The organism is Aeromicrobium sp. UBA7512 (assembly GCF_002476985.1).
GTDB classification, from domain to species: domain Bacteria; phylum Actinomycetota; class Actinomycetes; order Propionibacteriales; family Nocardioidaceae; genus Aeromicrobium; species Aeromicrobium phoceense.
The window spans coordinates 1-21,101 of the sequence record NZ_DLNK01000001.1 but is presented as its reverse complement, the minus strand read 5'-3'; the positions used below and the strand labels follow the sequence as shown (position 1 = coordinate 21,101).

The following is a 21,101-nucleotide window of genomic DNA, read 5'->3' as shown; positions in this document are numbered from 1 at the left end:
GCGAACCTCGTGAAGTGACAGTTTCCCCGGTTAACCGGGGAAACTTCCTCCCGCCAGCGCGACCCGGTCGGGCTTGCCGCCCGGGAGCAGCGGCAGGGCCTCGAGGACGTGGACGGCGCGAGGGGTCCAGGCGCGAGGGTGGCCCGCGGCCTCGATCGCGGCGGCGGCGCCGGCCCGGTCCAGGTCGCCGACCACGAACGCCACGACGCGCTGGCCCCACTCGGGATCGGGCTGGGCCACGACCACGACGTCGAGCACGCCCGGCTCGTCGCGCAGGACCGACTCGACCGCGGCCAGCGGGACGTTGACCCCGCCGCTCACGGCCACCTGGTCGGCTCGACCGAGCACGCTGAGACGGCCGGCGGCGTCGAGCCGGCCGAGGTCGTTCGTGACCAGCCACTCCCCCAGGCCCTCGGCCAGGACCGGTCCGGCGATGGCCACGCGTCCGTCCTCGATGCGCAGCCGCACCCCGTCGAGCGGGAGCCCGTCGTAGACGCAACCGCCGCAGGTCTCGGTCATCCCGTAGGTCCGCACGATGCGCACGCCTGCCGCGGCGGCCCGCTCGAGCACCGCCCGGGGCGCGGCGGCACCGCCCAGCAGCACGGCGTCGAGCGACGCGAGGTCCCCCGCCCGTCCGGCCTCGACGAGGCGGAAGAGCTGCGTGGGCACGAGCGACGCGTAACGGCGGGACTCCGTCATCGCGCCCGCGGCGGCCGCCACGTCGGCGTGCTCGTCGAGGAAGACCGGCTCGGTGCCCGCCACGATCGACCGCACGAGCACCTGGAGGCCACCGACGCCGGTGGGCGGCAGCGCGGAGAGCCACCGGCCCGGACCACCCAGCCGCTCCAGCGCTGCGTGCGCCGACGCGAGCACGGCGGCGTGGGACAGCCGAATGGACTTCGGCTCGCCCGTGCTGCCGGACGTGCGCATCACCAGCGGCGGCCCGCCGGCGGCGACCCAGGGCCGCAGCAGCTCCAGCACCTCGCGGGCGGAACCGGTGACGGGAGACAGGGAGGCGGCCACCCGACCACTGTAGGACCGGCCCGGATGCCGCCTCCTAGACTCACGGGGTGACCTCCCCGACCGGCCTGAAACTGTGGATCGAGGGCGCGCGGCTGCGCACGCTGCCCGCCGCCATCGCCCCCGTCGCCGTCGGCACGGGTGCCGCCGCGTTCGACGACGGCGTCATCTGGTGGAAGGCGTTCGTGGCGCTCGGCGTCTCGCTGGCGCTGCAGGTCGGCGTGAACTACGCGAACGACTACTCCGACGGGATCAAGGGCACCGACGAGAACCGCGTCGGCCCACTGCGCCTCGTCGGCTCCGGCCTCGTCGCGCCCGCGAAGGTCAAGGCCGTGGCGCTCGCGTTCCTCGCCCTCGGCGCCGGCCTCGGCCTCGTGCTGGCCGCGACGTCGGGCTGGTGGCTCATCGCCGTCGGCGCGCTCGCGATCCTCGCGGCGTGGGGGTACACCGGCGGGTCGAAGCCCTACGGCTACCGCGCCCTCGGCGAGCTCAGTGTCTTCCTGTTCTTCGGCCTGGTCGCGGTGCTGGGCACCACCTACGTCCAGCTCGGCACGATCAACGACGTCAGCGTGGCGGGCGCGATCGGCGTCGGCGCGCTGGCCTGCGCGATCCTCGTGGCCAACAACCTGCGCGACATCCCCACCGACACCCAGACCGGCAAGCGCACGCTGGCGGTGGTCCTCGGCGACCGGCGCACGCGCTGGCTCTACACCGCGCTCGTGATGACGGCCTTCGTCCTCGTGGTGGCCTGGTGCGCCACCGAGACGCCGTGGGCGCTGCTGGCCTGGCTCGGCATCCCGCTGGCCGCCCGCTCGGTGGCCGCGGTGCGCTCGGGTGCGACCGGACCCGCGCTGATCCCGGTCCTGAAGGACACGGGCATCGCCGAGCTCGTCTACGCGATCGGGCTGACGGCCGGGCTGTTCATCGGCCCGGTGTGAACGTCCCGCTGCTGGTCAGCTCCGACAGCTGCTGGAGGTAGGGCGTCGGGTCGAGCCCGTGCTCGGCCACCCAGCGGTCGTCGAAGTACGTGTGCGTGTAGCGGTCTCCCCCGTCGCACAGCAGCGTGACGATCGATCCCTCGCGGCCCTCGGCCACCATCTGCGAGGCCAGCCCGAGGGCCGCCCACATGTTGGTGCCGGTGGAGCCGCCGACGGGGCGTCCGATGAGGTCGGAGGTCCAGCGCATCGCCGCGATGGAGGCGGCGTCGGGGACGTGCACCATCTCGTCGACGACACCGCCGACGAACGACGGCTCGACCCGCGGCCGGCCGATGCCCTCGATCCGCGAGGAGACGTCGGTCGTGACGTCGGACCGGTCCTGGTCCCAACCCTCGAAGAACGCCGAGCCCTCGGGGTCGGCCACCAGCAGCCGGGTGTGGAAGCGCCGGTACCGGACGTATCGGCCGATCGTGGCCGACGTGCCGCCCGTGCCCGCACTGACGACGATCCACGCCGGGATCGGGTGCGGCTCCGCCGAGAGCTGGGCGAAGATCGACTCCGCGATGTTGTTGTTCCCGCGCCAGTCGGTAGCGCGCTCGGCGTAGGTGAACTGGTCCATGTAGTGGCCGTCGCACTCGTCGGCCAGGCGCTGCGCCTCGGCGTACATCAGCCGGGCGTCGTCGACGAAGTGGCACCGGCCGCCGTACCACTGGATCAGCGAGATCTTCTCGGCGCTCGTGCTGCGCGGCATGACCGCCACGAACGGCAGGCCCAGCAGCCGCGCGAAGTAGGCCTCCGAGACGGCGGTGGAGCCGCTCGACGCCTCGACGATCGTCGAGCCGCGGTGGATCCAGCCGTTGCACAGCGCGTAGAGGAACAGCGAGCGCGCCAGCCGGTGCTTCAGGCTGCCGGTCGGGTGGACCGACTCGTCCTTGAGGTAGATCTGCACCCCGTCGAACGGCAGGTCGAGGGCGTGCAGGTGGGTGTCGGCGCTGCGGTTCGCGTCGGCCTCGACCCGGCGGACCGCATCCGCCAGCCAGTCGCGGTCCTCAGTCGACGTCTTCGGCACGGCGCGACTCCTCGATGCGCTCGTTGAGAGCCTGGGCCCGCTCCTGCAGCTTCACCGCCACCTGGTCGCGCAGGCGGCGCAGCGTGAGGATCGAGATGATCGACGAGACGATGAGCGCGAGCAGCAGGACCCACAGGTCAACGACGGCACTCGGGTCGAAGACGAAGCGGGAGATCCCCCACAGCACCGCCCACGTGACGAGGAAGACCCCGAGTCGGGCGAGCGTGTACGTCCAGAAGGCCTTCATGCCTCGGATTCTAGTTGTCGTCACCGAGCACGGGACCGGCGGTGAGGTCACGTCAACACGGCGCGGCGCTGGAACGGGGTCGGTACGCTCTGGCCATGGGCAAGGTCTTCCTCGTACTGGCGGCCGTGGTTCTCATGGTCTACAGCCTGTACGACCTCGTGGCGACTCCGCGCGACCGCGTGCAGCACCTGCCCAAGTGGGGCTGGGCCCTGCTGATCGTCCTGGCGCCGTACGCCGGCGCCGCGCTGTGGCTGATCTTCGGCGTGGCCAAGGGCCGCTCCACGGGCGGACCCCGCAAGCGTCCCCCGCCGCGCCCCCTCGGCCCCGACGACGACCCCGACTTCCTGCGCGGTCTCTGACTCTCCCGCGTCAGGCGTCCCAGCGGAACACGCGCGAGGCGATGAGCGAGCAGACGGCGGCGAAGCCCAGCAGGATCGCCATCGGTGCCCAGATCGCCTCCACGCCCTGACCGCGCACCATGACGTCGAGCATCGCCTCGTTGAGGTGGCGCAGCGGCAGCAGCCTGCTGATCGCCTGGAGCCAGTCGGGCGCACCCTCGAGGGAGAAGAACGAGCCCGACAGGAACGCCATCGGCAGCACGATGAAGTTCGCCAGGCCGACCGCGCCCTCCTCGGTCTTGCTGATCGAGCCGGCCAGCAGCCCGATCGACAGGAAGGCGAGCGTGCCCGCCAGCACGAGCGGGATCACGAGCGGCCACGACCCGCTGAGCACCAGGCCGAACGCGCCGACCGCCAGACCCAGGAAGATCGCGGTCTGGCCCAGCGCCACGAGGACGCTGACGCCGACGCGCGCGAGCACCACCGACGACGTGCGGATGGGCGCCAGGCGCAGGCGGCGCAGCAGGCCGGACTGGCGCCACGAGACGAGGTTGACCGCGGCACCGAAGGTGGCGCTCATGGCGATCGCCCAGCCGAGCAGGCCGGGCGTGACGTACTGGATCGGCTCGAGGGACTCGTCCTCGACCTGCTGCGTCTCCAGCGTGAACGCGGGGGTGCCACCGGCGGCGGCGAGGTTGGCGGAGTCGACGATGCCCTGGAACGTGCCGCGCACCCGCGCCGCCGTGACCTGGTCGGCCTGCGAGTAGTGCACGACGAGGCGGTCGCCCTCCTCGGTGATCACGGCGGCGAGGTCGCCGTCGCGCACCTCGCGCAGCGCCTTCGCCTCGTCGGTGGCCGGCGTGATCTCGATGCTCTGCTCGAGGGCTTCGCGCGCGTCGGGCGCCATGTCGTCGAGTGCGGCCACGTCGCCGACCTGCGCGACCTCGAGCTTCGGCGCGCCGTCATTGGTGAGCAGCCCGCCGAACAGGACGAGGAACATGAGCGGGAACAGGACGGCCCAGAACAGGGTCATCCGGTCGCGGACGAAGCCCAGGAGCATCGCGCGCGAGAGCGAGGTCAGTGCGGTCACGAGCGGTACTTCCGTCCGGTGAGGCTGAGGAAGACGTCCTCGAGGGAGGCGCCGGAGGCGCTGAGCCCGTCGAGGGCGTCGAGGCCGGCCAGCGCGGTCAGCACGTCGGCGGGGCGGCGCGTGGACAGGACCGTGCGGTCGGGGTGGACCTCGACGGCCTCCACGCCGCCGATCCCCCGGGCGCGGTCCTCGTCGATGGCTCCGGGCGCGAGGCTGATCCGCGTGGGGGCGTCGAGACCGCGCACGAGGGCCGCCGGCGAGTCGAGCTCGAGGAGGCGTCCGTGGTCGATGATCGCGACGCGGTCGCACAGCACCTCGGCCTCCTCCATGTAGTGCGTGGTGAGCACGACCGTGCGGCCGGAGTCGTTGAGGCCCTCGAGGAAGTCCCAGAGGTTGCGCCGCGCCTGGGGGTCGAGGGCGGCGGTCGGCTCGTCGAGGAAGACCACCTCGGGGTCGTGCACGAGCGCGCACGCGATCGAGAGCCGCTGCGCCTGGCCGCCGGACAGGTCCTCGACCCGCGACCCGGCCTTGTCCTGGAGTCCGACCTGCTCGAGGAGGGCGTCGACGCGGTCGCCACCGACGCCGTAGAGCGCACCGAAGGTCGCGAGCTGCTCGCGGGCGGTGAGCCGCTCGAAGAACGCGGAGGACTGCAGCTGCACGCCGATGCGACGCTGCAGCGCGGGGTCGCGCTTCCAGGGGTCGTGGCCGTCGATCGAGACCGAGCCCCCGTCGGGATGGCGCAGCCCCTCGATCATCTCCAGCGCGGTGGTCTTGCCGGCGCCGTTCGGGCCGAGCAGGCCGAAGAACTCGCCCGGCTCGACCGTGAACGTCAGGTCGTCGACGGCGGTGAGGTCGCCGTAGGACTTCGTCAGCCCCGCGACCTCGATGCGTGCACCCATGCGGACGACGCTAGCGAATCGGTCAGGCGTAGCTGTGCTGACCGGAGATGAACAAGTTGACGATGTAGTAGCTGATGATGAACGTCGTGAACCCGACGAGCGCGAGGTAGGCGGCGCGCTTGCCCTTCCAGCCGGCGGTCACGCGGGCGTGAAGGTAGCCCGCGTAGACGATCCAGGTGATGAGCGCCCAGACCTCCTTCGGGTCCCAGCCCCAGTAGCGGCCCCACGCGAGGTGGGCCCAGATCGGGCCGGAGATCAACGCGCCGAAGGTCCACAGCGGGAAGCCGACCGCGTTCATGCGGAACGCCACCTGGTCGATGCGCGCGGCGGCGGGGAACCGCTCCAGGACCGGGCCGACGCTGCCGCGCTCCTCGGCTCGAGCCTTGACGAGGTACAGCACGCTGGCCGCGGCACCGACCATGAACAGCGCGGCGGCGGTCATGATGGAGGTGACGTGGATGTACTTCCAGAACGTGTTCAGCGCGGGCACGAGAGGTCCGGCCGGCGTGTAGGTGGAGATGGACATCGCGAGGATGAACAGGCAGACGGCCAGCACGACGCCGCCCATCCACTGGATCTTCGAGCGCCACACCATGACGAGGTAGACCGACAGTGCGATCGCCGTGCCAGTCACGCCGAACTCGTACATGTTGCCGTAGGGCGCGCGCTGCGTGGCCAGGCCGCGGGTGACCGCAGCGCCGATCAGCAGCAGCGTGCCGAGCACGGTGAGCGACACGGCGACGCCGACGAGGCGGTCGGGCGTGTCGGTCTCGGCCTCATCGGTGTCCTCGGGGAGGACGTCGCCGCTCCCGGCCGCCACGGCGACGGGAGCCTTGGCGCGAGCCGTGAGCCACTCGGCGACGTGGCAGAAGAACGCGACACACAGCACGGCGAAGGCCGAGCCGGTGAGGTAGTTGGAGAGCTGGGCCCACTGGTCGAGTGTCATGCCTTTTCCTTCTCCTGCTCGCCCAGTTCAGCGTGGAGCCGGGACATCAGGTCGTCGAGTTCTGCGGGCAGGTCGTCACGGGGAACGCGGTCGAGCGCCGCCACCTCCACCACGGTACGTGATCCCTCGGCGCGGGCCCGGATCCAGGTGCGCCGGGGCCGGACGAGCAGGGAGGCGGTGAGGCCCAGGATGCCGAGGCCGACGCCGAGCAACGGGAGCCACGGGACCGGCGTGTGCCCGATCTGGAACCTCGCGAACTGCTTGAGCTCGACGAACTCGATCGTGCCGCCGCCGGGCAGCTCCTGGCTCTCGCCCGGGCCGATGTCGACGCGGAAGTTTCCGTCGCCGTCCTTGACCTGGGTCATCTTGCTGGTGTCGAGCGAGTAGACCGACTGCGAGACGCCCTCGTCCAGGCCGAGGTCGCCGGTCCACAGGTTCATGCCGATCCGCGGGTTCAGCGCGCCGGGGAACACCGAGACCGACGGCTTGTCGGGGCTCGAGGAGAACGCGGTGGGCAGGAAGAAGCCCTGGAAGCCCAGCTGTTCGCCGTCGGCGTCGGGCACCTTCACGACACCGGTGGAGGTGTACGTGGAGTCGGCGGGCAGGAACGGCACGGGGCCGTCGAACGCCACCTTGCCGGAGGCGTCGGTGACCCGGATGACGGGCGCGTAGCCCTGGCCCACGAGGAAGACGTCCTCGCTGCCCACCGAGAGCGGGTGGTTGACCTCGATCTTGAAGTCATCGTCGTCCTTCCCCGCCTCGTTGTAGGTGCCCGTGGCGCGGAACAGCTTGGGGGCGCCGCGCTGGTTGCCCTCGACGTAGAAACGGGCGAGGAGGTCCTCGAGCTGCAGCGACCACGGCTCGAGACCGGACTGGGCGTCGAACATCGCGCCGGAGGAGAACTCGTCGTACTGCGACAGGGTGTTGCTGAAGCCATTGCCCTCGACCACGATCACGTTGCCGCGGTAGCCCCACAGCGCGGCGGCGGCCACGCCCACGAGCGCCACGAGGACACACACGTGGAAGACCAAGTTGCCGAACTCGCGCAGGTAGCCCTTCTCGGCGCGCAGCTCGCCGGTGTCGCCCTCCTCGACGACATCGATGCGCGCGCGCCCGAGAGCACGGCGACCGGCCTCGAGCACCTCGGTGACGGACGCGTCGGTCTCGAACCGCTCCGAGGCCGGCATGCGGGCGAAGTTGCGGGGCGCCTTCGGCGGGCGGGCCCTGAGCGCCTGCGCGTAGACCTTGGTGCGCGGCAGGATGCAGCCGATCAGCGAGACCATCAGCAGCAGGTAGATGGCGCTGAACCACACCGACGAGAACACGCTGAAGCCGCCCAGCCTCTCCAGCACGGGAGCCAGCTTGGGGTGGTCGAGGTAGTAGGCCTGCACGGCACGGGCGTCGACGCCACGCTGCGGGATGAACGACCCCGGCACCGCCGCGACGGCGAGCAGCAGGAGCAGCAGCAGGGCCGTGCGCATCGAGGTCAGCTGGCGCCAGGCCCAGCGGGCGAACTCGACGGGGCGCAGCTCGGAGGCGGTCTCGTTGCGCTTGTCGCGGGGGCTCACAGGGGGACCTCGAATCCATTGATCCAGTGCTGCAGGGCGATGACGATGTCCTGCCACCAGCCGGTGATCAGCAGGACGCCGGTGGCGATGAGCAGGCTCGCCCCGACGGCCGACACGGCGCGCTGGTGGGTGCGCACCCAGCCGGTGACACGCAGGAACCGGGTGAGGAACAGGGCCGCGAGGACGAACGGGATGCCGAGCCCGAGGCAGTAGACGAGCGCGAGGAACGCCCCGCGTCCGGCGGTGGCCTCGTTGGCCGAGAGCGCCAGCACGGCCGTGAGCGTGGGACCGATGCAGGGCGTCCAGCCGACGCCGAACACGACGCCCAGCACGGGCGCGGCGAGCAGGCCCACGCGGCGGACGCCGTGCTTGCGCACGTCGCGCTGCAGCACGGGGACCCAGCCCATGAAGACCACGCCCATCACCACCAGCAGCACGCCGGCGATGATCGAGATCTCCCGCTGATAGGGCAGCAGCTGCTGACCCGCGGCACCGAACAGCGCTCCCCCGGCGACGAACACCGAACTGAAGCCCAGCACGAAGAGCAGGGAGCCCGTGACGACCCGGCCACGGCGCGCGGTCTCCAGCTCGGTGACCGCCACCCCCGAGACGTAGGACAGGTAGCCCGGCAGCAGCGGGACGACGCAGGGGCTGAAGAACGAGAGGAGGCCGGCGAGCAGGGCGACGGGGACCGTGAGGACGAGGTTGCCAGACGCGGCGGTCTCGAGGAACCAGTCGCTGACGTCGCCAGCGATCACTGGGTGCTCTTCTTGGTCTGGTCGACCAGACCGCGCAGCGTCGCGTCGGTGAGCTCGCCCATGACGCGCGCCGCGACCTTCCCGTTCTTGTCGATGACCCACGTGGTCGGGATCGCCATGGACGGCAGGACGTCGGCAAAGACGGCCTGGTTGCGGCCCGAGGAGTCGTCGATGCTCGGGTAGCTGATTCCGAAGGACTCGTTGAACGCCTTCGCGCTGGCCGGGTCGTCCTTGGTCAACAGGCCCAGGAACTGCACGTTCTGGTCGGCCAGCTCCCTCGAGGCCTTCGCCAGAGCGGGGGCCTCCTTCCGGCACGGAGCGCACCACGAGCCCCAGAGATTCACGACCAGGATCTTCCCCTGGAAGTCGGCGCTGCTGATCTGGTTGCCGTCCAGGTCGGCGCCGGAGAGCTCGGGCGCGGTCTTGCGCTTGCCGGGGTCGACGAAGGTGATCTCGCCGTTGCCGTTGATGAAGCCGTCCTCACCGGTGTCCTGCACCCCGCCGACGCACGCCGAGAGAACGAGTGCGACAAGAACGACCACGACGAGGCGAGCGAATCGAGTGCTTCTCATGCTCCACCGATGAACTTGCCGCGCAGGGCGTCGGGGATGAGGTGACCGGCGGGCTCGCTGTAGACCAAGCCCTTGAAGGCGTCGTCCTCGAACGTCAGCGTGGTGAGGCTGGCCAGCGAGCACTGGCGATTGCGCGGGTCGTGCGCGAAGCGGCCCTTCTCGTAGGACTTGCGCGCGATCCACACGGGCAGCTGGTGCGACACGATGAGCGCCTCGTGACCGCGCGCCGCCTCGCGGGCGTCGTCGATCGCCAGCAGCATGCGGGCGGCGATGTGCGCGTACGCCTCGCCCCACGACGGGCGGAACGGGTTCCACAGCCACGGCCAGAAGCGCGGGTTCAGGAAGGCCTTGGGGCCCACGCCGACGGTGCGGCCCTCGAACTTGTTGCCGGCCTCGATGACACGCTCGTCGGTCTGGATGTCGAGCTTGAGGATGTCGGCCACGGGCCTGGCGGTCTGCTGCGCGCGCTCCAGCGGCGAGGCGACCAGGTGCGTGATGTCGTTCGTCTTCAGCGACTCCGCCACCGTGGCGGCCATCTCGTTGCCGAGGTCGGAGAGGTTGTAGCCGGCCAGGCGGCCGTACAGGACCCCGCCGGGGTTGTGGACCTCGCCGTGGCGCATCAGGTGGATGATCGTGCGGGTGCTCATCTGGGTTCCTTCGTGTCAGCGGGCCGCAGCGGCTGCCGCGCGGGCCGCGCCGGGGAGGGCTTCGGCCAGTCTAGAGAGGGGCTCGGAGTCGACGTCGGGGTCATGGGCGGCCGACAGGAACCAGGCCTCGTAGGCCGACGGCGGCAGGTAGACTCCGGCGTCGAGCATGGCGTGGAAGAAGGCCGTGTAGGCGCCGGTGTCCTGGGACTGCGCGCCGGCGAAGTCGGCCACCGGCTCGGCGACGCCCCAGAAGATGCTGAACATCGTCCCGGCGGTCTGCAGGGTGTGCGCGACGCCGGCCTCGGCGAGCGCCTCGGAGACCAGCTGCTGCACCTGTGACGAGGTGGCGGAGAGCCGGTCGTAGACCTCGGGGGTGGCCAGCCGCAGCGTGGTGAGGCCGGCCGTGGTGGCGACGGGATTGCCCGACAGCGTGCCCGCCTGGTAGACCGGGCCGACCGGCGCGAGCAGGTCCATCACGTCGGCGCGACCCCCGAAGGCCGCCGCGGGGAACCCGCCGCCCATGACCTTGCCGAACGTCATGAGGTCGGGCTGCCAGCCCTCGACCTGGCCGTCGATCTCCCAGTAGCCGCTGCGCGCCGCGCGGAAGCCGGTCATCACCTCGTCGGTGATGAACAGGGCGCCGTGGGCGGCGCACGTGCGGGCGAGGTGCTCGTTGAAGCCCGGGTGCGGCGGGACGACGCCCATGTTTCCGGCGGCGGCCTCGGTGATGACGCACGCGATCTGGTCGCCGTACTCGGCGAACGCTGCGTCGACGGCGGCCGGGTCGTTGTAGGGCAGCACGATCGTGTCGGCGGTGACGTGCGCGGGCACTCCCGGCGTGCCGGGGATGCCGAGCGTGACGACGCCGGAGCCGGCTTCGGCGAGGAGCGCGTCCACGTGGCCGTGGTAGCAGCCGCTGAACTTCACGATGCGGTCGCGACCGGTGAAGCCGCGCGCCAGCCGGATGGCCGACATCGTGGCCTCGGTGCCCGACGAGACCATGCGGACCCGCTCGACGGGGGTACGGCCGACGATCTCCTCGGCGAGCAGCACCTCGGGCTCGGCCGGGGTGCCGAAGCTGGTGCCGCGGGCGGCGGCGGCGGTGACCGCCTCGATGACCTCGGGGTGCGCGTGGCCCAGCAGCATCGGACCCCACGAGCCGACGAGGTCGACGTAGCGGTTGTCGTCGGCGTCGGTGAGCCACGCGCCCGAGCCGGACTTCATGAAGCGCGGCGTGCCGCCGACGGCGCGGAACGCGCGCACCGGCGAGTTCACGCCGCCGGGCGAGACCTGCTGGGCCCGGGCGAACAGCTCCTCGGATGCGGTGGTGCTCATGCGTGCTCCTCTCGGGTACCCCGGCGGTCGAGTGTTCGCGAGGAACGAGCGAACGTATCGAGACCACGTGATCTCGATACGACGTCTCGCAAGCTCGCCGTCACTCGATCACCGGCTGCGCAGTCGGCGGGCGACCTCGGCCGCCCAGTAGGTCAGGACGATGTCGGCGCCGGCGCGGCGGATCGACAGGAGGGACTCGTCGATCGCGCGGTCGCGGTCGATCCAGCCCTGGGCGGCGGCGGCCTCGACCATCGCGTACTCGCCCGAGACCTGGTAGGCCGCGACGGGCACGTCCACGGCCGCGCGCACGTCGGCGAGGATGTCGAGGTAGGACATCGCGGGCTTCACCATGACGATGTCGGCGCCCTGCTCGACGTCCAGCAGCGTCTCGCGCAGCGACTCGCGCCGGTTGGCGGGGTCCTGCTGGTAGGTGCGGCGGTCCCCCTGCAGCGAGGAGTCGACCGCCTCGCGGAACGGGCCGTAGAACGCCGAGGCGTACTTGGCCGCGTAGGCCAGCACGACGACGTCCTCGTGGCCGGCGGCGTCGAGGTCGCGGCGGATCACGTCGATCTGGCCGTCCATCATGCCGCTGGGCGCGACGACGTGGGCGCCGGCCCGCGCCTGCGCCACGCCCATCCGTCCGTAGATCTCGACGGTGGCGTCGTTGTCGACCCGGCCCTGCGCATCGAGCACGCCGCAGTGGCCGTGGTCGGTGAACTCGTCCAGGCACAGGTCGCTCATGACGAGCAGGTCGTCGCCGACCTCCGCGCGCGCGTCGGCGATGGCGACGTTGAGGATGCCGTCCGGATCGAGTGCGCCCGAGCCCTGCGCGTCCTTGTGCTCGGGAACGCCGAACAGCATGACGCCGCCCAGGCCCAGCTCGACCGCCTCGGCGTAGGCCTTGCGGGCGGACTCGCGCGAGTGCTGGACGACGCCCGGCATGCTCGCGATCGGCCGGGGCTCGGTGATCCCCTCGGCCACGAACATCGGCAGGACGAGCTGCGACGGCACCAGGTGCGTCTCGCGCACGAGGCGTCGCACGGCCGCGGTGGACCGCAGCCGGCGTGGGCGTTCGATCATGCTTGCCTCCTTGGACGAGGACGATGGTTTCGATACGCGTCTCGCTGCGCTCGCCGCCACTCGATCACCGGCTCGGGCCCGGTGATCGAGTAGCTCCGCGAGGAACGAGCGGGCGTATCGAGATCTCGCCCGACTCAGGCCTTGCGGCGCGAGGACGGCTTCTTCTGCGAGGGGCGCAGGACGGGGTCGCCGGCCTCGATGAACTGCAGGCGACGCTGCTCGCCGAACTGCGCGAGCGCGTCGGCCAGCTCCTCGGCGGACGGCTTCTCGGCCATCACGTCGACCCGCAGGCCGTGCTCCTCGGCGGTCTTCGCCGTGGCCGGACCGATGCAGGCGATGATCGTCGTCGCGTGCGGCTTGCCGGCGATGCCGACGAGGTTGCGCACGGTCGAGCTCGACGTGAACAGCACGGCGTCGAACTTGCCCGACTTGATCGCCTCACGCGTGGGCGCCGGCGGCGGCGAGGCGCGCACGGTGCGGTAGGCGGTGACGTCGTCGACCTCCCAGCCCAGCTCGACCAGGCCGGCCGCGAGGGTCTCGGTGGCGATGTCGGCGCGCGGCAGGAAGACCCGGTTGATCGGGTCGAGCAGCTCGTCGAACGGCGGCCAGTCCTCGAGCAGGCCGCGACCGGACTGCTCGCCGGACGGCACGAGGTCGGGGCGGATGCCCCACGTCTCGATGGCCTGCGCGGTCTTCTCGCCGACGGCGGCGATCTTCAGGCCGCTGAAGGCACGGGCGTCGAGGCCGTACTCCTCGAACTTCTCGCGGACGGCCTTGACGGCGTTGACGCTGGTGAAGGCGACCCACTCGTAGCGGCCCTCGACGAGGCCGCGGACGGCCTTGTCCATCTGCTGCGGGTTGCGCGGCGGCTCGACCGAGATGGTCGGGACCTCCTCGGACACCGCGCCGTACATCCGCAGGCGGGAGGCGAGGGACTGCGACTGCTCCTTGGTGCGGGGCACCAGGACGCGCCAGCCGTAGAGCGGCTTGGTCTCGAACCACGACAGGACCTCGCGCTGGGCGACGACCTCGCCCACGACCACGATGGCCGGCGGAGTCATGTGCGAGGCGGCGGCCGCCTCGGCGATCCCGGCCAGCGTGGAGACGACCGTCTCCTGCGCGGTGGTGGTGCCCTGGCGCGTCATCGCGACGGGCGTCTCGGGCGAGCGGCCCGCGGCCACGAGGCCGGCGGCGACCTCGCCGATGCGGTTCACGGCCGAGAGCAGGACGAGCGTCTCGTGACGCGCAGCCTCGCTCCAGTCGACGTTCGAGTCGCCGACGCTGACGACCTTGAACTCGCGGTGCTGCTTGTCGGTCAGCGGCACGCCGGCGTAGGCCGGGACCGCGGAGACCGAGGAGACACCGGGGACGACCTCGAAGGAGATGCCCGCCTTGGCGCAGGCCTGGGCCTCCTCGGGGCCGGTGGCGTAGGTGAACGGGTCGCCGACCATGAGGCGCACGACGTGCGCGCCGGTCTTGGCGTGCTTGACGACGAGCTTGCCGCGGGCGGCGTGGGTCAGGGTCTCGCCGGCGGCGTTCGTGCCGCCGTCGATCACGTCGGCACCGTTCGTGACGAGCGCGTGCTGCTCAGGCGCTTCGACGATCACGACGTCGGCCTGGGCGAGCACCTCGGTGGCGCGGACGGTCAACAGGCTGGCGTCGCCTGGACCGGCGCCGACGAAGCTCACCCGCCCGGCGGGCTGGGCGGTCGGCGCGGTCGTGGCGGGGGACGTGGGCATCGCGGAGGTGGTGGACACGCTCTTCCTTGCTGTGATCGGTGGCGGAGTCTCGTGCAGGTTGTTGCTCATGAGGTGGTCACCGATCCCATGAGCTGATCGGCGCCCTCGGCCAGCAGCTCCTCGGCGAGACGACGCCCGAGGGCGGCGGCTTCCGTGGGAGCACCGGAGGCGGAACGTCGGATGACGGGGTTGCCGGAGAGGTCTCCGACGACGGCGCGCAGCCAGAGCTCGTCCCCGTCGTCCCCCCAGACGACGTCGGCGAGGGCTCCGACCGGAGCGCTGCACCCGGCCTCGAGGGTGGCGAGGAGGGTGCGCTCGGCCGTGACGGCGGCCCGGGTGTCGGGATCGTCGAGCACGGCGAGCAGTGCGGTGGTCGCGTCGTCATCGGCGCGGCACTCGCACGCGAGGGCTCCCTGTCCGGGAGCCGGCAGCATCTGGAGGGGGTCGAGGACCTCGGTGGCCTCGTCGGCGCGGCCCAGGCGCAGCAGGCCGGCGCGGGCGAGCACGATCGCGTCGAGCTCGCCGCCGGTGACCTTGCCGATGCGGGTGTCGACGTTGCCGCGCAGCTCGGCGATCTCGATGCCGAGCCCGAGGGCGTTCAGCTGGCTGACCCGGCGGGGGCTGCCGGTGCCGACCCGGGCGCCGCGGGGCAGCTCGCCGAGGGTGAGGCCGTCGCGGGCGATCAGGACGTCGCGGGGGTCCTCGCGCACCGGCACGGCGGCCAGGGTGAGGCCCTCGGCGGCGCCGGTGGGCAGGTCCTTGAGCGAGTGCACGGCGAAGTCGACCGTGCCGTCGAGCACGGCCTCGCGGACGGCCGCGACGAAGACGCCGGTGCCGCCGATCTGGGCCAGCGGAGCGCTGGAGCGATCACCGTAGGTGGAGATCTCGACGAGCTCGACCTCGACGCCGTGCGCCTCGCGGAGGCGGTCGGCGACCCAGCCGGACTGGGTGGTGGCGAGCTTGCTGGCGCGGGTTCCGAGACGGATCACGCGGGGTCACCTCCGGGGTCGGTGACGGCGCTGACGGCCGAGGGGTCGAGCTGGAACAGGTGGGCCAGCGCGTCGGCGTAGGTGAGGTTCTCGGGGCCCTCGACGAGCTCCTTGACGCGCACCGTGGGCTGGTGGATCAGCTTCTCGGCGACACGGCGCATCGCGCGGCGGACCTCGTCGAGCTGGGCGTCGTCGAGGCCGGACAGCCGGCTTTGCAGGCGCGCGGTCTCGGAGCTGACGACCTCGGTGGCCATGCTGCGCAGCGCGACGACCGTGGGCGTGACCTTCGCCTGCTGGCGGCTGGCCAGGAACGAGTCGACCTCGGACTGCACGATCTCGCGGACCTGCTCGACGTCCTCGGCGACGGAGTCGGCGGTGGCGTGGGCGGCCAGGACCTCGATGTCGATGACGTCGACGTTCGGCAGGTCACGCACCTCGTGCGAGACGTCGCGCGGCAGCGCCAGGTCGATGACCGTGAGCGGGCGGCCGTCGCTCATGGCGCGCTCGATCCGCTCGGTGTCGAAGACGACGCCCGCGGCTCCGGTGCAGGTGATGAGCACGTCGGCGGCGGAGAGCTCGACGTCGAGCGACTCCCAGCGGACCGCGCTGACGCCGTGGCTGGCGACGAGCTCGAAGGCGCGCTGGAACGTGCGGTTCGCGACCCAGATCCGCGACGGCTCGACGCCGCGCTCGATCAGGGTGCGCACGGCGAGCAGGCTCATCGTGCCGGCGCCGGCGACGAGGAAGCGGGCCTGCGGATCGGTGACCGCGTCGCCCGCGGCACCGAGGGCGGCGGTGACCAGCGACGGCGCGAGGCGGTCGATGCCGGTCTCGGCGTGACCGCGCTTGCCGATGCGCAGGGCCTGCTGGAAGAGCGTGTTGAGGCTGGTGCCGGCGGTGGCCTCGGCCTGGGACTGGTGCAGCGTGGAGCGCACCTGGCCGAGGATCTGGCTCTCGCCCAGGATCATCGAGTCGAGTCCGGCGGCCACGCGGAACAGGTGGGCCACGGCGGCCTGGTCGTAGTGCACGTAGACGTACGGCAGCAGGGCCTCGCGACGCAGTCCGGCCATGTCGGCCAGCAGCTGCGTGACCTCCTCGACCGAGCCGTGGAAGCGGTCGGCCTCGACGTAGACCTCGACGCGGTTGCACGTGGAGATGACGGCCGACTCGGTGACGGCCGGGACGTCGAGCGCCAGGTGCGACAGCTTGACGGCCGCATCGGTGTCGAGGGAGGCCTGCTCGAGCAGGTCGACGGGCGCCGACCGGTGGGACAGTCCGACGACGAGAACGCTCATGCCGTCACCCCCGAGGAGAGGCGACGGTACGGGCGTGCCGGCATGAGGTGCCGTTGGTTCACTCGCTGACGCTCGTTCATGCGAGCACCTCCGTGCTGGGAGCCGCCTGCCGGCGGTGGGCGTGGTAGCCCAGGATCTGCAGCTCGGCGGCGACGTCGACCTGGCGGAGATCGACCTCGGCGGGGACCTGCAGCGCGGTGGGCGCGAAGTTCAGGATGCTGCTGATGCCGGCGGCGACGAGGGCGTCCGCGACGCTCTGCGCGGCGGCGGGCGGGGTGGCGATGATGCCCAGCGAGACCTCGTCGCGCACGACGATGGCCGCCAGGTCGTCGATCGAGAGCACTTCGTGACCGCCGACGTCGGTGCCGATCAGTTCGGGGTCGGCGTCGACGATCGCGGCGACCTTGACGCCCCGGGCGCCGAAGCCCTGGTAGGCGGCGAGGGCCGTGCCGAGGTGGCCGGCGCCGACGATGACGACGGGCCAGGGCTGGGTCTGGCCGACGACGGTGGCGATGTGACCGGCCAGGAAGCGGACGTCGTAGCCGACGCCGCGGGTGCCGTAGGAGCCCAGGTGCGAGAGGTCCTTGCGGACGATCGCGGAGTTCACGCCGGCCGCGGTGGCCAGGTGCTCGGACGAGCAGACGTCGGTCCCTCGCTCCGCGAGCTCATCGAGAGCACGCAGGTACAGCGGGAGCCGGGCGACGGTGGCGTCGGGGATCCCAGCGGGGCTGCGAAGAATGGTCACGATGCTCCTGCGCCGCGGAATGACGGGAATTTTGGGCCGTGGCGCGCCGTCAGTCTAAGAGTTTGGGAACCCTTTCACAAAATCGGCGACGACGACGCGGCCCGTTCAGCGGTTACCGGTGGGGAGCCCGTCGACCGCCCCGGTGATGCGGTTCCACAGGAATGGGGCGAGCGTCCGGGTGAACGTCGCGGTGAAATGGTGACGGTCGCGATAGACGTTCACGCCGCCGATCATCGCGGGGCAGACGTCCTCGAGGCAGTAGAAGTCGGTCATGTCGATCCGGTGCGCACCGTCGGTCATCCGGGCCGCCTCGCCGAACGGGTCGCCGTACGGGAACGCGTCCTCACGCGGGACCGAGCACGTGGTCTCGTCCCACGAGTCGACGCGGTCCAGGCACTTCGCCGGCGGGGTGCCGTTGTCGGGGTTGTCGACGAGCGCGGCCACCGGGATGCCCAGCTTCGTCCCGCGGGTCCACGCCTCCGAGAGCGCCTTCGCCTGCTGCGTGCGCGAGCCCGCGAGGTTGCGCGAGTAGCCGGTGGTGACGATCAGGTCGATGTCGTCGCGGTTCTGCCCGAGCCACTCCTCGACGTTGCCGCGCCACGCGGGACACGTGTCGAGGACCTCGGGAACGGCGGTGCGGCCCGGCAGGTCGGTCGACCAGGCGCAGCCGCCCTTGAGGTGGGTGGTCAGCGAGAGCTCGCCGATCTCGGCCAGGCGCACGAAGGCGGGCAGCATGGCCCGCGCGTGGGAGTCGCCCAGCAGCACGACGTGGGGCCGGTCGCCGGAGCGCTCGCCGAACTCGCACGACTTGAGCTCGACCTGCTCGTTCTTGCCCCAGCACTCGCTGCGGCCGCCCCAGTCGCGACTGACGTCGGGCCCGGCGGGGACGCGCATCGTGGCGAGGTCGGGGTTCTCGCACTCCCCCGCCGGTGGCATCGAGCCGGCGCCGAAGCAGTCGGGCATGTCGGCGTTGACGCGCGCTGTCAGCTGCTCGGCACGCTCCTCCTGCGCGCGGCCGGCCTGCCAGCCGTACGCGGCGACTCCCACGACCACGGCCGCGGCGGTCAGCGAGCCGATCGCGGTGACGAAGGGCCGACGGATGCCGAAGCGCGTGCCGAAGCGGATCGGGTTCTCGACGAAGCGCATCGTGAGCCAGGCCAGGACGAAGGTCGCGACGAGGATGCCCACGCGCGGCCACAGGCCCATCTCGCCGTCGAGGATCTCGGGCAGCAGGATGATCGGCGGCCAGTGCCACAGGTACATCGAGTACGAGAGGTCGCCCGTGGCCTGCACGGGCCGCCACGAGACCAGAGGCGCCGGCGAGAGGCGCCCCGCGGGGGTGCCGGCCGCGATCACGAGCAGGGTCGCCAGCACCGGCGCGATCGCGGCGGTGCCGGGGAACGGCGTGCTCTCGTCGTAGACGTAGGAGCACACGGCGATCACGCCGAAGCCGATCCACGAGGCGGCGATCGCGGTGCGGCGCGGCAGCCGGATCCGGTCGACGAGGGCCACCGCGAACACGGCGCCAGCGCCGAACTGCCAGGCCCGCGCCGGCGTCGCGAAGTAGGCCAGCTGCGGGTGCTGCGCGGTGAGCCACAGCGAGTAAAGGAAGCTCGCGAGCGTCACGACCGACAGCACGACCACGACGGCCCGCTTCCGGGACAGCCCGCCGAAGCGGCGCGCGAGCGCGAGGGCGCCGATGATCAGCAGCGGCCAGACGAGGTAGAACTGCTCCTCCACCGAGAGGGTCCAGTAGTGCTGGACGGCGGACGGGACACCGTCTGCGGCGAGGTAGTCGACCGAGTCGATCGCCAGGACCCAGTTCTCGACGTACAGGGTCGAGCCGACGATCTCGCGGAAGTTCTGCGTCCACTGGGCCGGCGGCAGCCACAGCAGCACGCCGATGGACGTCACGAACAGCACGAGGTACGCCGCCGGCAGCAGGCGCCGGGCGCGTCGGGCCCAGAACTGGGCGAGGTCGACGCGGTCCTGGCGCTCGACCTCGCGCATCAGGTGGCTCGTGATGAGGAAGCCGGAGATGACGAAGAAGACGTCGACGCCGATGTAGCCGCCGCTCAGGCGGCCGGGCCACAGGTGGAAGCCGACGACCGCCAGGACGGCGACGGCCCGCAGGGCCTGGATCTCGGGACGCATCAATTCAGCGGCTGCGGCGGAACAGGCCGCGGCGCTCGTTCCCCGACTCGAGCTCGGCCACCCGAGCCTCGAGCTTCTTCGCCCGAGCCTCCGCCTGGGCGATGCCCTGGTGCGCCGAGCGCGCCGCGTTCCAGACGCGCAGGTCCATCAGCTCGGGCTCGGTGGAGCGGGGGCGGACGACGAGACCCGGACGCACGTCGACCTGCGCCACGGCGCGGTCGAACGGCGCCTCACCGGCCGGGAGGTCCAGCGAGTGGCGCAGGCCGTGCTTCTCCAGGAAGCCGGCGAAGCGGGCCAGGCGCTCGGGGTGGCCCTGCACGAGTCGGGTGTAGTCCGACCGCTCGAAGAGACGCTCGGGGGTGTCCTCGCGGCGGTGCTCCGTGACCTGCGTGTGCGGGATCTCGAAGTACTCGCACAGCTCGCGGGTGCGGCTGTCGTGGACGATGACGTGCGCCGGCGTGCCCGACAGGAGCGAGGCGATGTTGCCGTGGATGCGGTGGCCCACCGTGAACTCACGGTCGGCCATCGACTGGATCCACGTGGGGGCGTGGCAATGGAAGACCGCCTTGTTCTCCAGGAACGCGTGGTGGCGGATGGAGCCGGGGTAACCCGGGGACGTCGACTTCACCGTGGGACCGCCGAGCATCGCGTCGAGGTCGTTGACCTGCTGCGCGACGTACTCGGTGCGGGGGTGGCGGTCGAAGACGTCCTCGACCCAGCCCTTGGGGATTCGCACGTGCGGCGTGAGGTTGAGGCTCACCTTGGTGTGCTCGTCGAACGCCGGCGCGGTGTCGCGGATCCGCAGGTCGGCCCCGCGCAGGAACATCGAGGGGCAGCCGATGACGTCGACCTCGGAGAAGCCGAGGTCGGACAGGTAGGCGGCGGTGCGCTCGCCGCGCACGCCGATCGACGGGCCCCGCGACAGGACCGCGCGCATGAAGCGCTGGGCGGCGGCGTCGACCTCGTCGGAGCGCTCCGGCGTCCCGTCGAGCTGGAACTGCCCGCCGACGCCGAGGATCGTGACCGGGACGGTAAGCCCCTCGATCGCCGACGTGAGGGCGGTGAGCTGCGGGAGGTAGCCGCGGCGGAACGCGTTCGCCAGCGGGATCACGACGTGCCGCTCCTCCTCGTTGAGGCGGTCGACGCTGCGCATGAGGGTGTTCAGGTTGTTCGCCTCGACGTCGACACCGTCGACCATCACCGAGCGCTGCGCGGACGCGGCGAAGATGAGGTTGCCGGAGTTCTTGCCACAGCCGACACGGAAGACCTTCATCGACGGAGGGTTCATCGGGTCGACGTAACGGCGGACGTAGATGCGATCTGACACGCCTTGAAGTTTCCCTGACTGCGGCAAGGAACGCTAATGCGCCCCGCGGCGGCGGCCGTCGCGGCGGCTCAGCCGCGGGCGAGCGCCGCGCGCAGACGCGCCGGATCGACGCGCCAGAAGTCGTGCTGGCGCCCGTCGACGAACGTCACCGGCACCTGGTCGGTGAACCGCTGCCGCAGGTCGGGGTCGGCGTCGATGTCCACGCGCGTCCAGGTGTCGCCGGTCTCGGCCACGAGCTGGGCCACGACCTGCTCGGCGGCCTCGCACAGGTGGCACCCCTCGCGGGAGTACACCACCACGCGGGCGTCCTCGGCGTGCGCGATGCTCATGCCGGCTCCCCCGAGA

At 71.7% G+C, this 21,101-nt stretch carries 21 protein-coding genes; 2 read left to right on the top strand and 19 right to left on the bottom strand.

The features are described 5' to 3' along the window. Positions 1-30 precede the first annotated feature (30 nt). A complete protein-coding gene (locus B2363_RS00105; protein WP_286927651.1) occupies positions 31-1,023 on the bottom strand; it encodes an AMP-binding protein in 993 nt (330 codons plus the stop codon). A gap of 47 nt (positions 1,024-1,070) precedes the next feature. Here B2363_RS00105 and B2363_RS00100 point away from each other — a divergent pair, with 47 nt between their 5' ends. After that, a complete protein-coding gene (locus B2363_RS00100) occupies positions 1,071-1,958 on the top strand; it encodes a 1,4-dihydroxy-2-naphthoate polyprenyltransferase (protein WP_286927650.1) in 888 nt (295 codons plus the stop codon). Here B2363_RS00100 and B2363_RS00095 read toward each other — a convergent pair. Both B2363_RS00095 and B2363_RS00090 read right to left on the bottom strand, forming a co-directional pair. Further along, entirely contained in the window at positions 1,942-3,027 is a 1,086-nt protein-coding gene (locus B2363_RS00095) for a PLP-dependent cysteine synthase family protein (protein WP_286927645.1), read from the bottom strand. The two genes, B2363_RS00100 and B2363_RS00095, sit on opposite strands and share 17 nt — an antisense overlap. Continuing rightward, positions 3,008-3,274, bottom strand: coding sequence for a DUF4229 domain-containing protein (locus B2363_RS00090; protein WP_286927644.1), 267 nt, complete (start codon positions 3,272-3,274; stop codon positions 3,008-3,010). Before B2363_RS00090 ends, B2363_RS00095 begins: the two co-directional genes overlap by 20 nt. A 95-nt stretch (positions 3,275-3,369) precedes the next feature. On the opposite strand from B2363_RS00090, the gene B2363_RS00085 reads away from it, so the two are divergent. Next, positions 3,370-3,633, top strand: a complete 264-nt coding sequence (locus tag B2363_RS00085; RefSeq protein ID WP_181754319.1) for a PLD nuclease N-terminal domain-containing protein — start codon at positions 3,370-3,372, stop codon at positions 3,631-3,633. A gap of 10 nt (positions 3,634-3,643) precedes the next feature. Here B2363_RS00085 and B2363_RS00080 read toward each other — a convergent pair whose 3' ends face one another. The 16 genes from B2363_RS00080 to B2363_RS00005 form a co-directional block, all read right to left on the bottom strand. After that, positions 3,644-4,702 (bottom strand): ABC transporter permease, encoded by a 1,059-nt coding sequence (locus tag B2363_RS00080; protein ID WP_286927643.1) that lies wholly within the window; start codon positions 4,700-4,702, stop codon positions 3,644-3,646. Beyond that, positions 4,699-5,601 carry an ABC transporter ATP-binding protein gene (locus B2363_RS00075; protein WP_286927642.1) on the bottom strand — a complete coding sequence of 301 codons (903 nt, stop codon included), beginning with the start codon at positions 5,599-5,601 and terminating at the stop codon, positions 4,699-4,701. The genes B2363_RS00080 and B2363_RS00075 overlap by 4 nt, the downstream gene beginning before the upstream one ends. A gap of 22 nt (positions 5,602-5,623) precedes the next feature. Further along, a complete protein-coding gene (gene ccsB / locus B2363_RS00070; RefSeq protein WP_181754315.1) occupies positions 5,624-6,547 on the bottom strand; it encodes a c-type cytochrome biogenesis protein CcsB in 924 nt (307 codons plus the stop codon). Further along, the gene (gene resB, locus B2363_RS00065) at positions 6,544-8,115 is read right to left on the bottom strand and encodes a cytochrome c biogenesis protein ResB (RefSeq protein ID WP_286927641.1); all 1,572 of its coding nucleotides are present in this window, start codon (positions 8,113-8,115) and stop codon (positions 6,544-6,546) included. Before resB ends, ccsB begins: the two co-directional genes overlap by 4 nt. Beyond that, a complete protein-coding gene (locus tag B2363_RS00060; RefSeq protein WP_376785961.1) occupies positions 8,112-8,795 on the bottom strand; it encodes a cytochrome c biogenesis CcdA family protein in 684 nt (227 codons plus the stop codon). Before B2363_RS00060 ends, resB begins: the two co-directional genes overlap by 4 nt. A gap of 74 nt (positions 8,796-8,869) precedes the next feature. Next, on the bottom strand, positions 8,870-9,445 hold the full coding sequence (locus B2363_RS00055; protein WP_181754311.1) for a TlpA family protein disulfide reductase: 576 nt from the start codon (positions 9,443-9,445) through the stop codon (positions 8,870-8,872). After that, a complete protein-coding gene (locus B2363_RS00050; RefSeq protein ID WP_286927639.1) occupies positions 9,442-10,092 on the bottom strand; it encodes a histidine phosphatase family protein in 651 nt (216 codons plus the stop codon). Before B2363_RS00050 ends, B2363_RS00055 begins: the two co-directional genes overlap by 4 nt. A gap of 15 nt (positions 10,093-10,107) precedes the next feature. Beyond that, positions 10,108-11,427 (bottom strand): glutamate-1-semialdehyde 2,1-aminomutase, encoded by a 1,320-nt coding sequence (gene hemL / locus B2363_RS00045; protein WP_286927638.1) that lies wholly within the window; start codon positions 11,425-11,427, stop codon positions 10,108-10,110. A gap of 108 nt (positions 11,428-11,535) precedes the next feature. After that, the gene (gene hemB, locus B2363_RS00040) at positions 11,536-12,507 is read right to left on the bottom strand and encodes a porphobilinogen synthase (protein ID WP_286927637.1); all 972 of its coding nucleotides are present in this window, start codon (positions 12,505-12,507) and stop codon (positions 11,536-11,538) included. Positions 12,508-12,641: 134 nt separating this feature from the next. Then, a complete protein-coding gene (gene cobA, locus B2363_RS00035; protein WP_286927777.1) occupies positions 12,642-14,246 on the bottom strand; it encodes a uroporphyrinogen-III C-methyltransferase in 1,605 nt (534 codons plus the stop codon). Between the two features lie 65 nt (positions 14,247-14,311). Continuing rightward, positions 14,312-15,235 carry a hydroxymethylbilane synthase gene (hemC, locus tag B2363_RS00030; protein ID WP_286927636.1) on the bottom strand — a complete coding sequence of 308 codons (924 nt, stop codon included), beginning with the start codon at positions 15,233-15,235 and terminating at the stop codon, positions 14,312-14,314. Then, entirely contained in the window at positions 15,232-16,530 is a 1,299-nt protein-coding gene (locus B2363_RS00025) for a glutamyl-tRNA reductase (RefSeq protein WP_286927635.1), read from the bottom strand. Before B2363_RS00025 ends, hemC begins: the two co-directional genes overlap by 4 nt. Before the next feature lie 76 nt (positions 16,531-16,606). Next, positions 16,607-17,275: a redox-sensing transcriptional repressor Rex gene (locus B2363_RS00020; protein ID WP_286927634.1), complete on the bottom strand. Its 669-nt coding sequence runs from the start codon at positions 17,273-17,275 to the stop codon at positions 16,607-16,609. A 105-nt stretch (positions 17,276-17,380) separates the two neighbouring features. Then, complete coding sequence (locus B2363_RS00015) at positions 17,381-19,429, bottom strand: acyltransferase family protein (protein WP_286927633.1); 2,049 nt, start codon at positions 19,427-19,429, stop codon at positions 17,381-17,383. 4 nt (positions 19,430-19,433) lie between these two features. Continuing rightward, a complete protein-coding gene (locus tag B2363_RS00010; RefSeq protein ID WP_181754297.1) occupies positions 19,434-20,756 on the bottom strand; it encodes a polysaccharide pyruvyl transferase family protein in 1,323 nt (440 codons plus the stop codon). 68 nt (positions 20,757-20,824) lie between these two features. Then, positions 20,825-21,101, bottom strand: a 277-nt coding sequence (locus B2363_RS00005; RefSeq protein WP_349680413.1) for a glutaredoxin family protein, incomplete at its 5' end; no start/stop codon positions are given.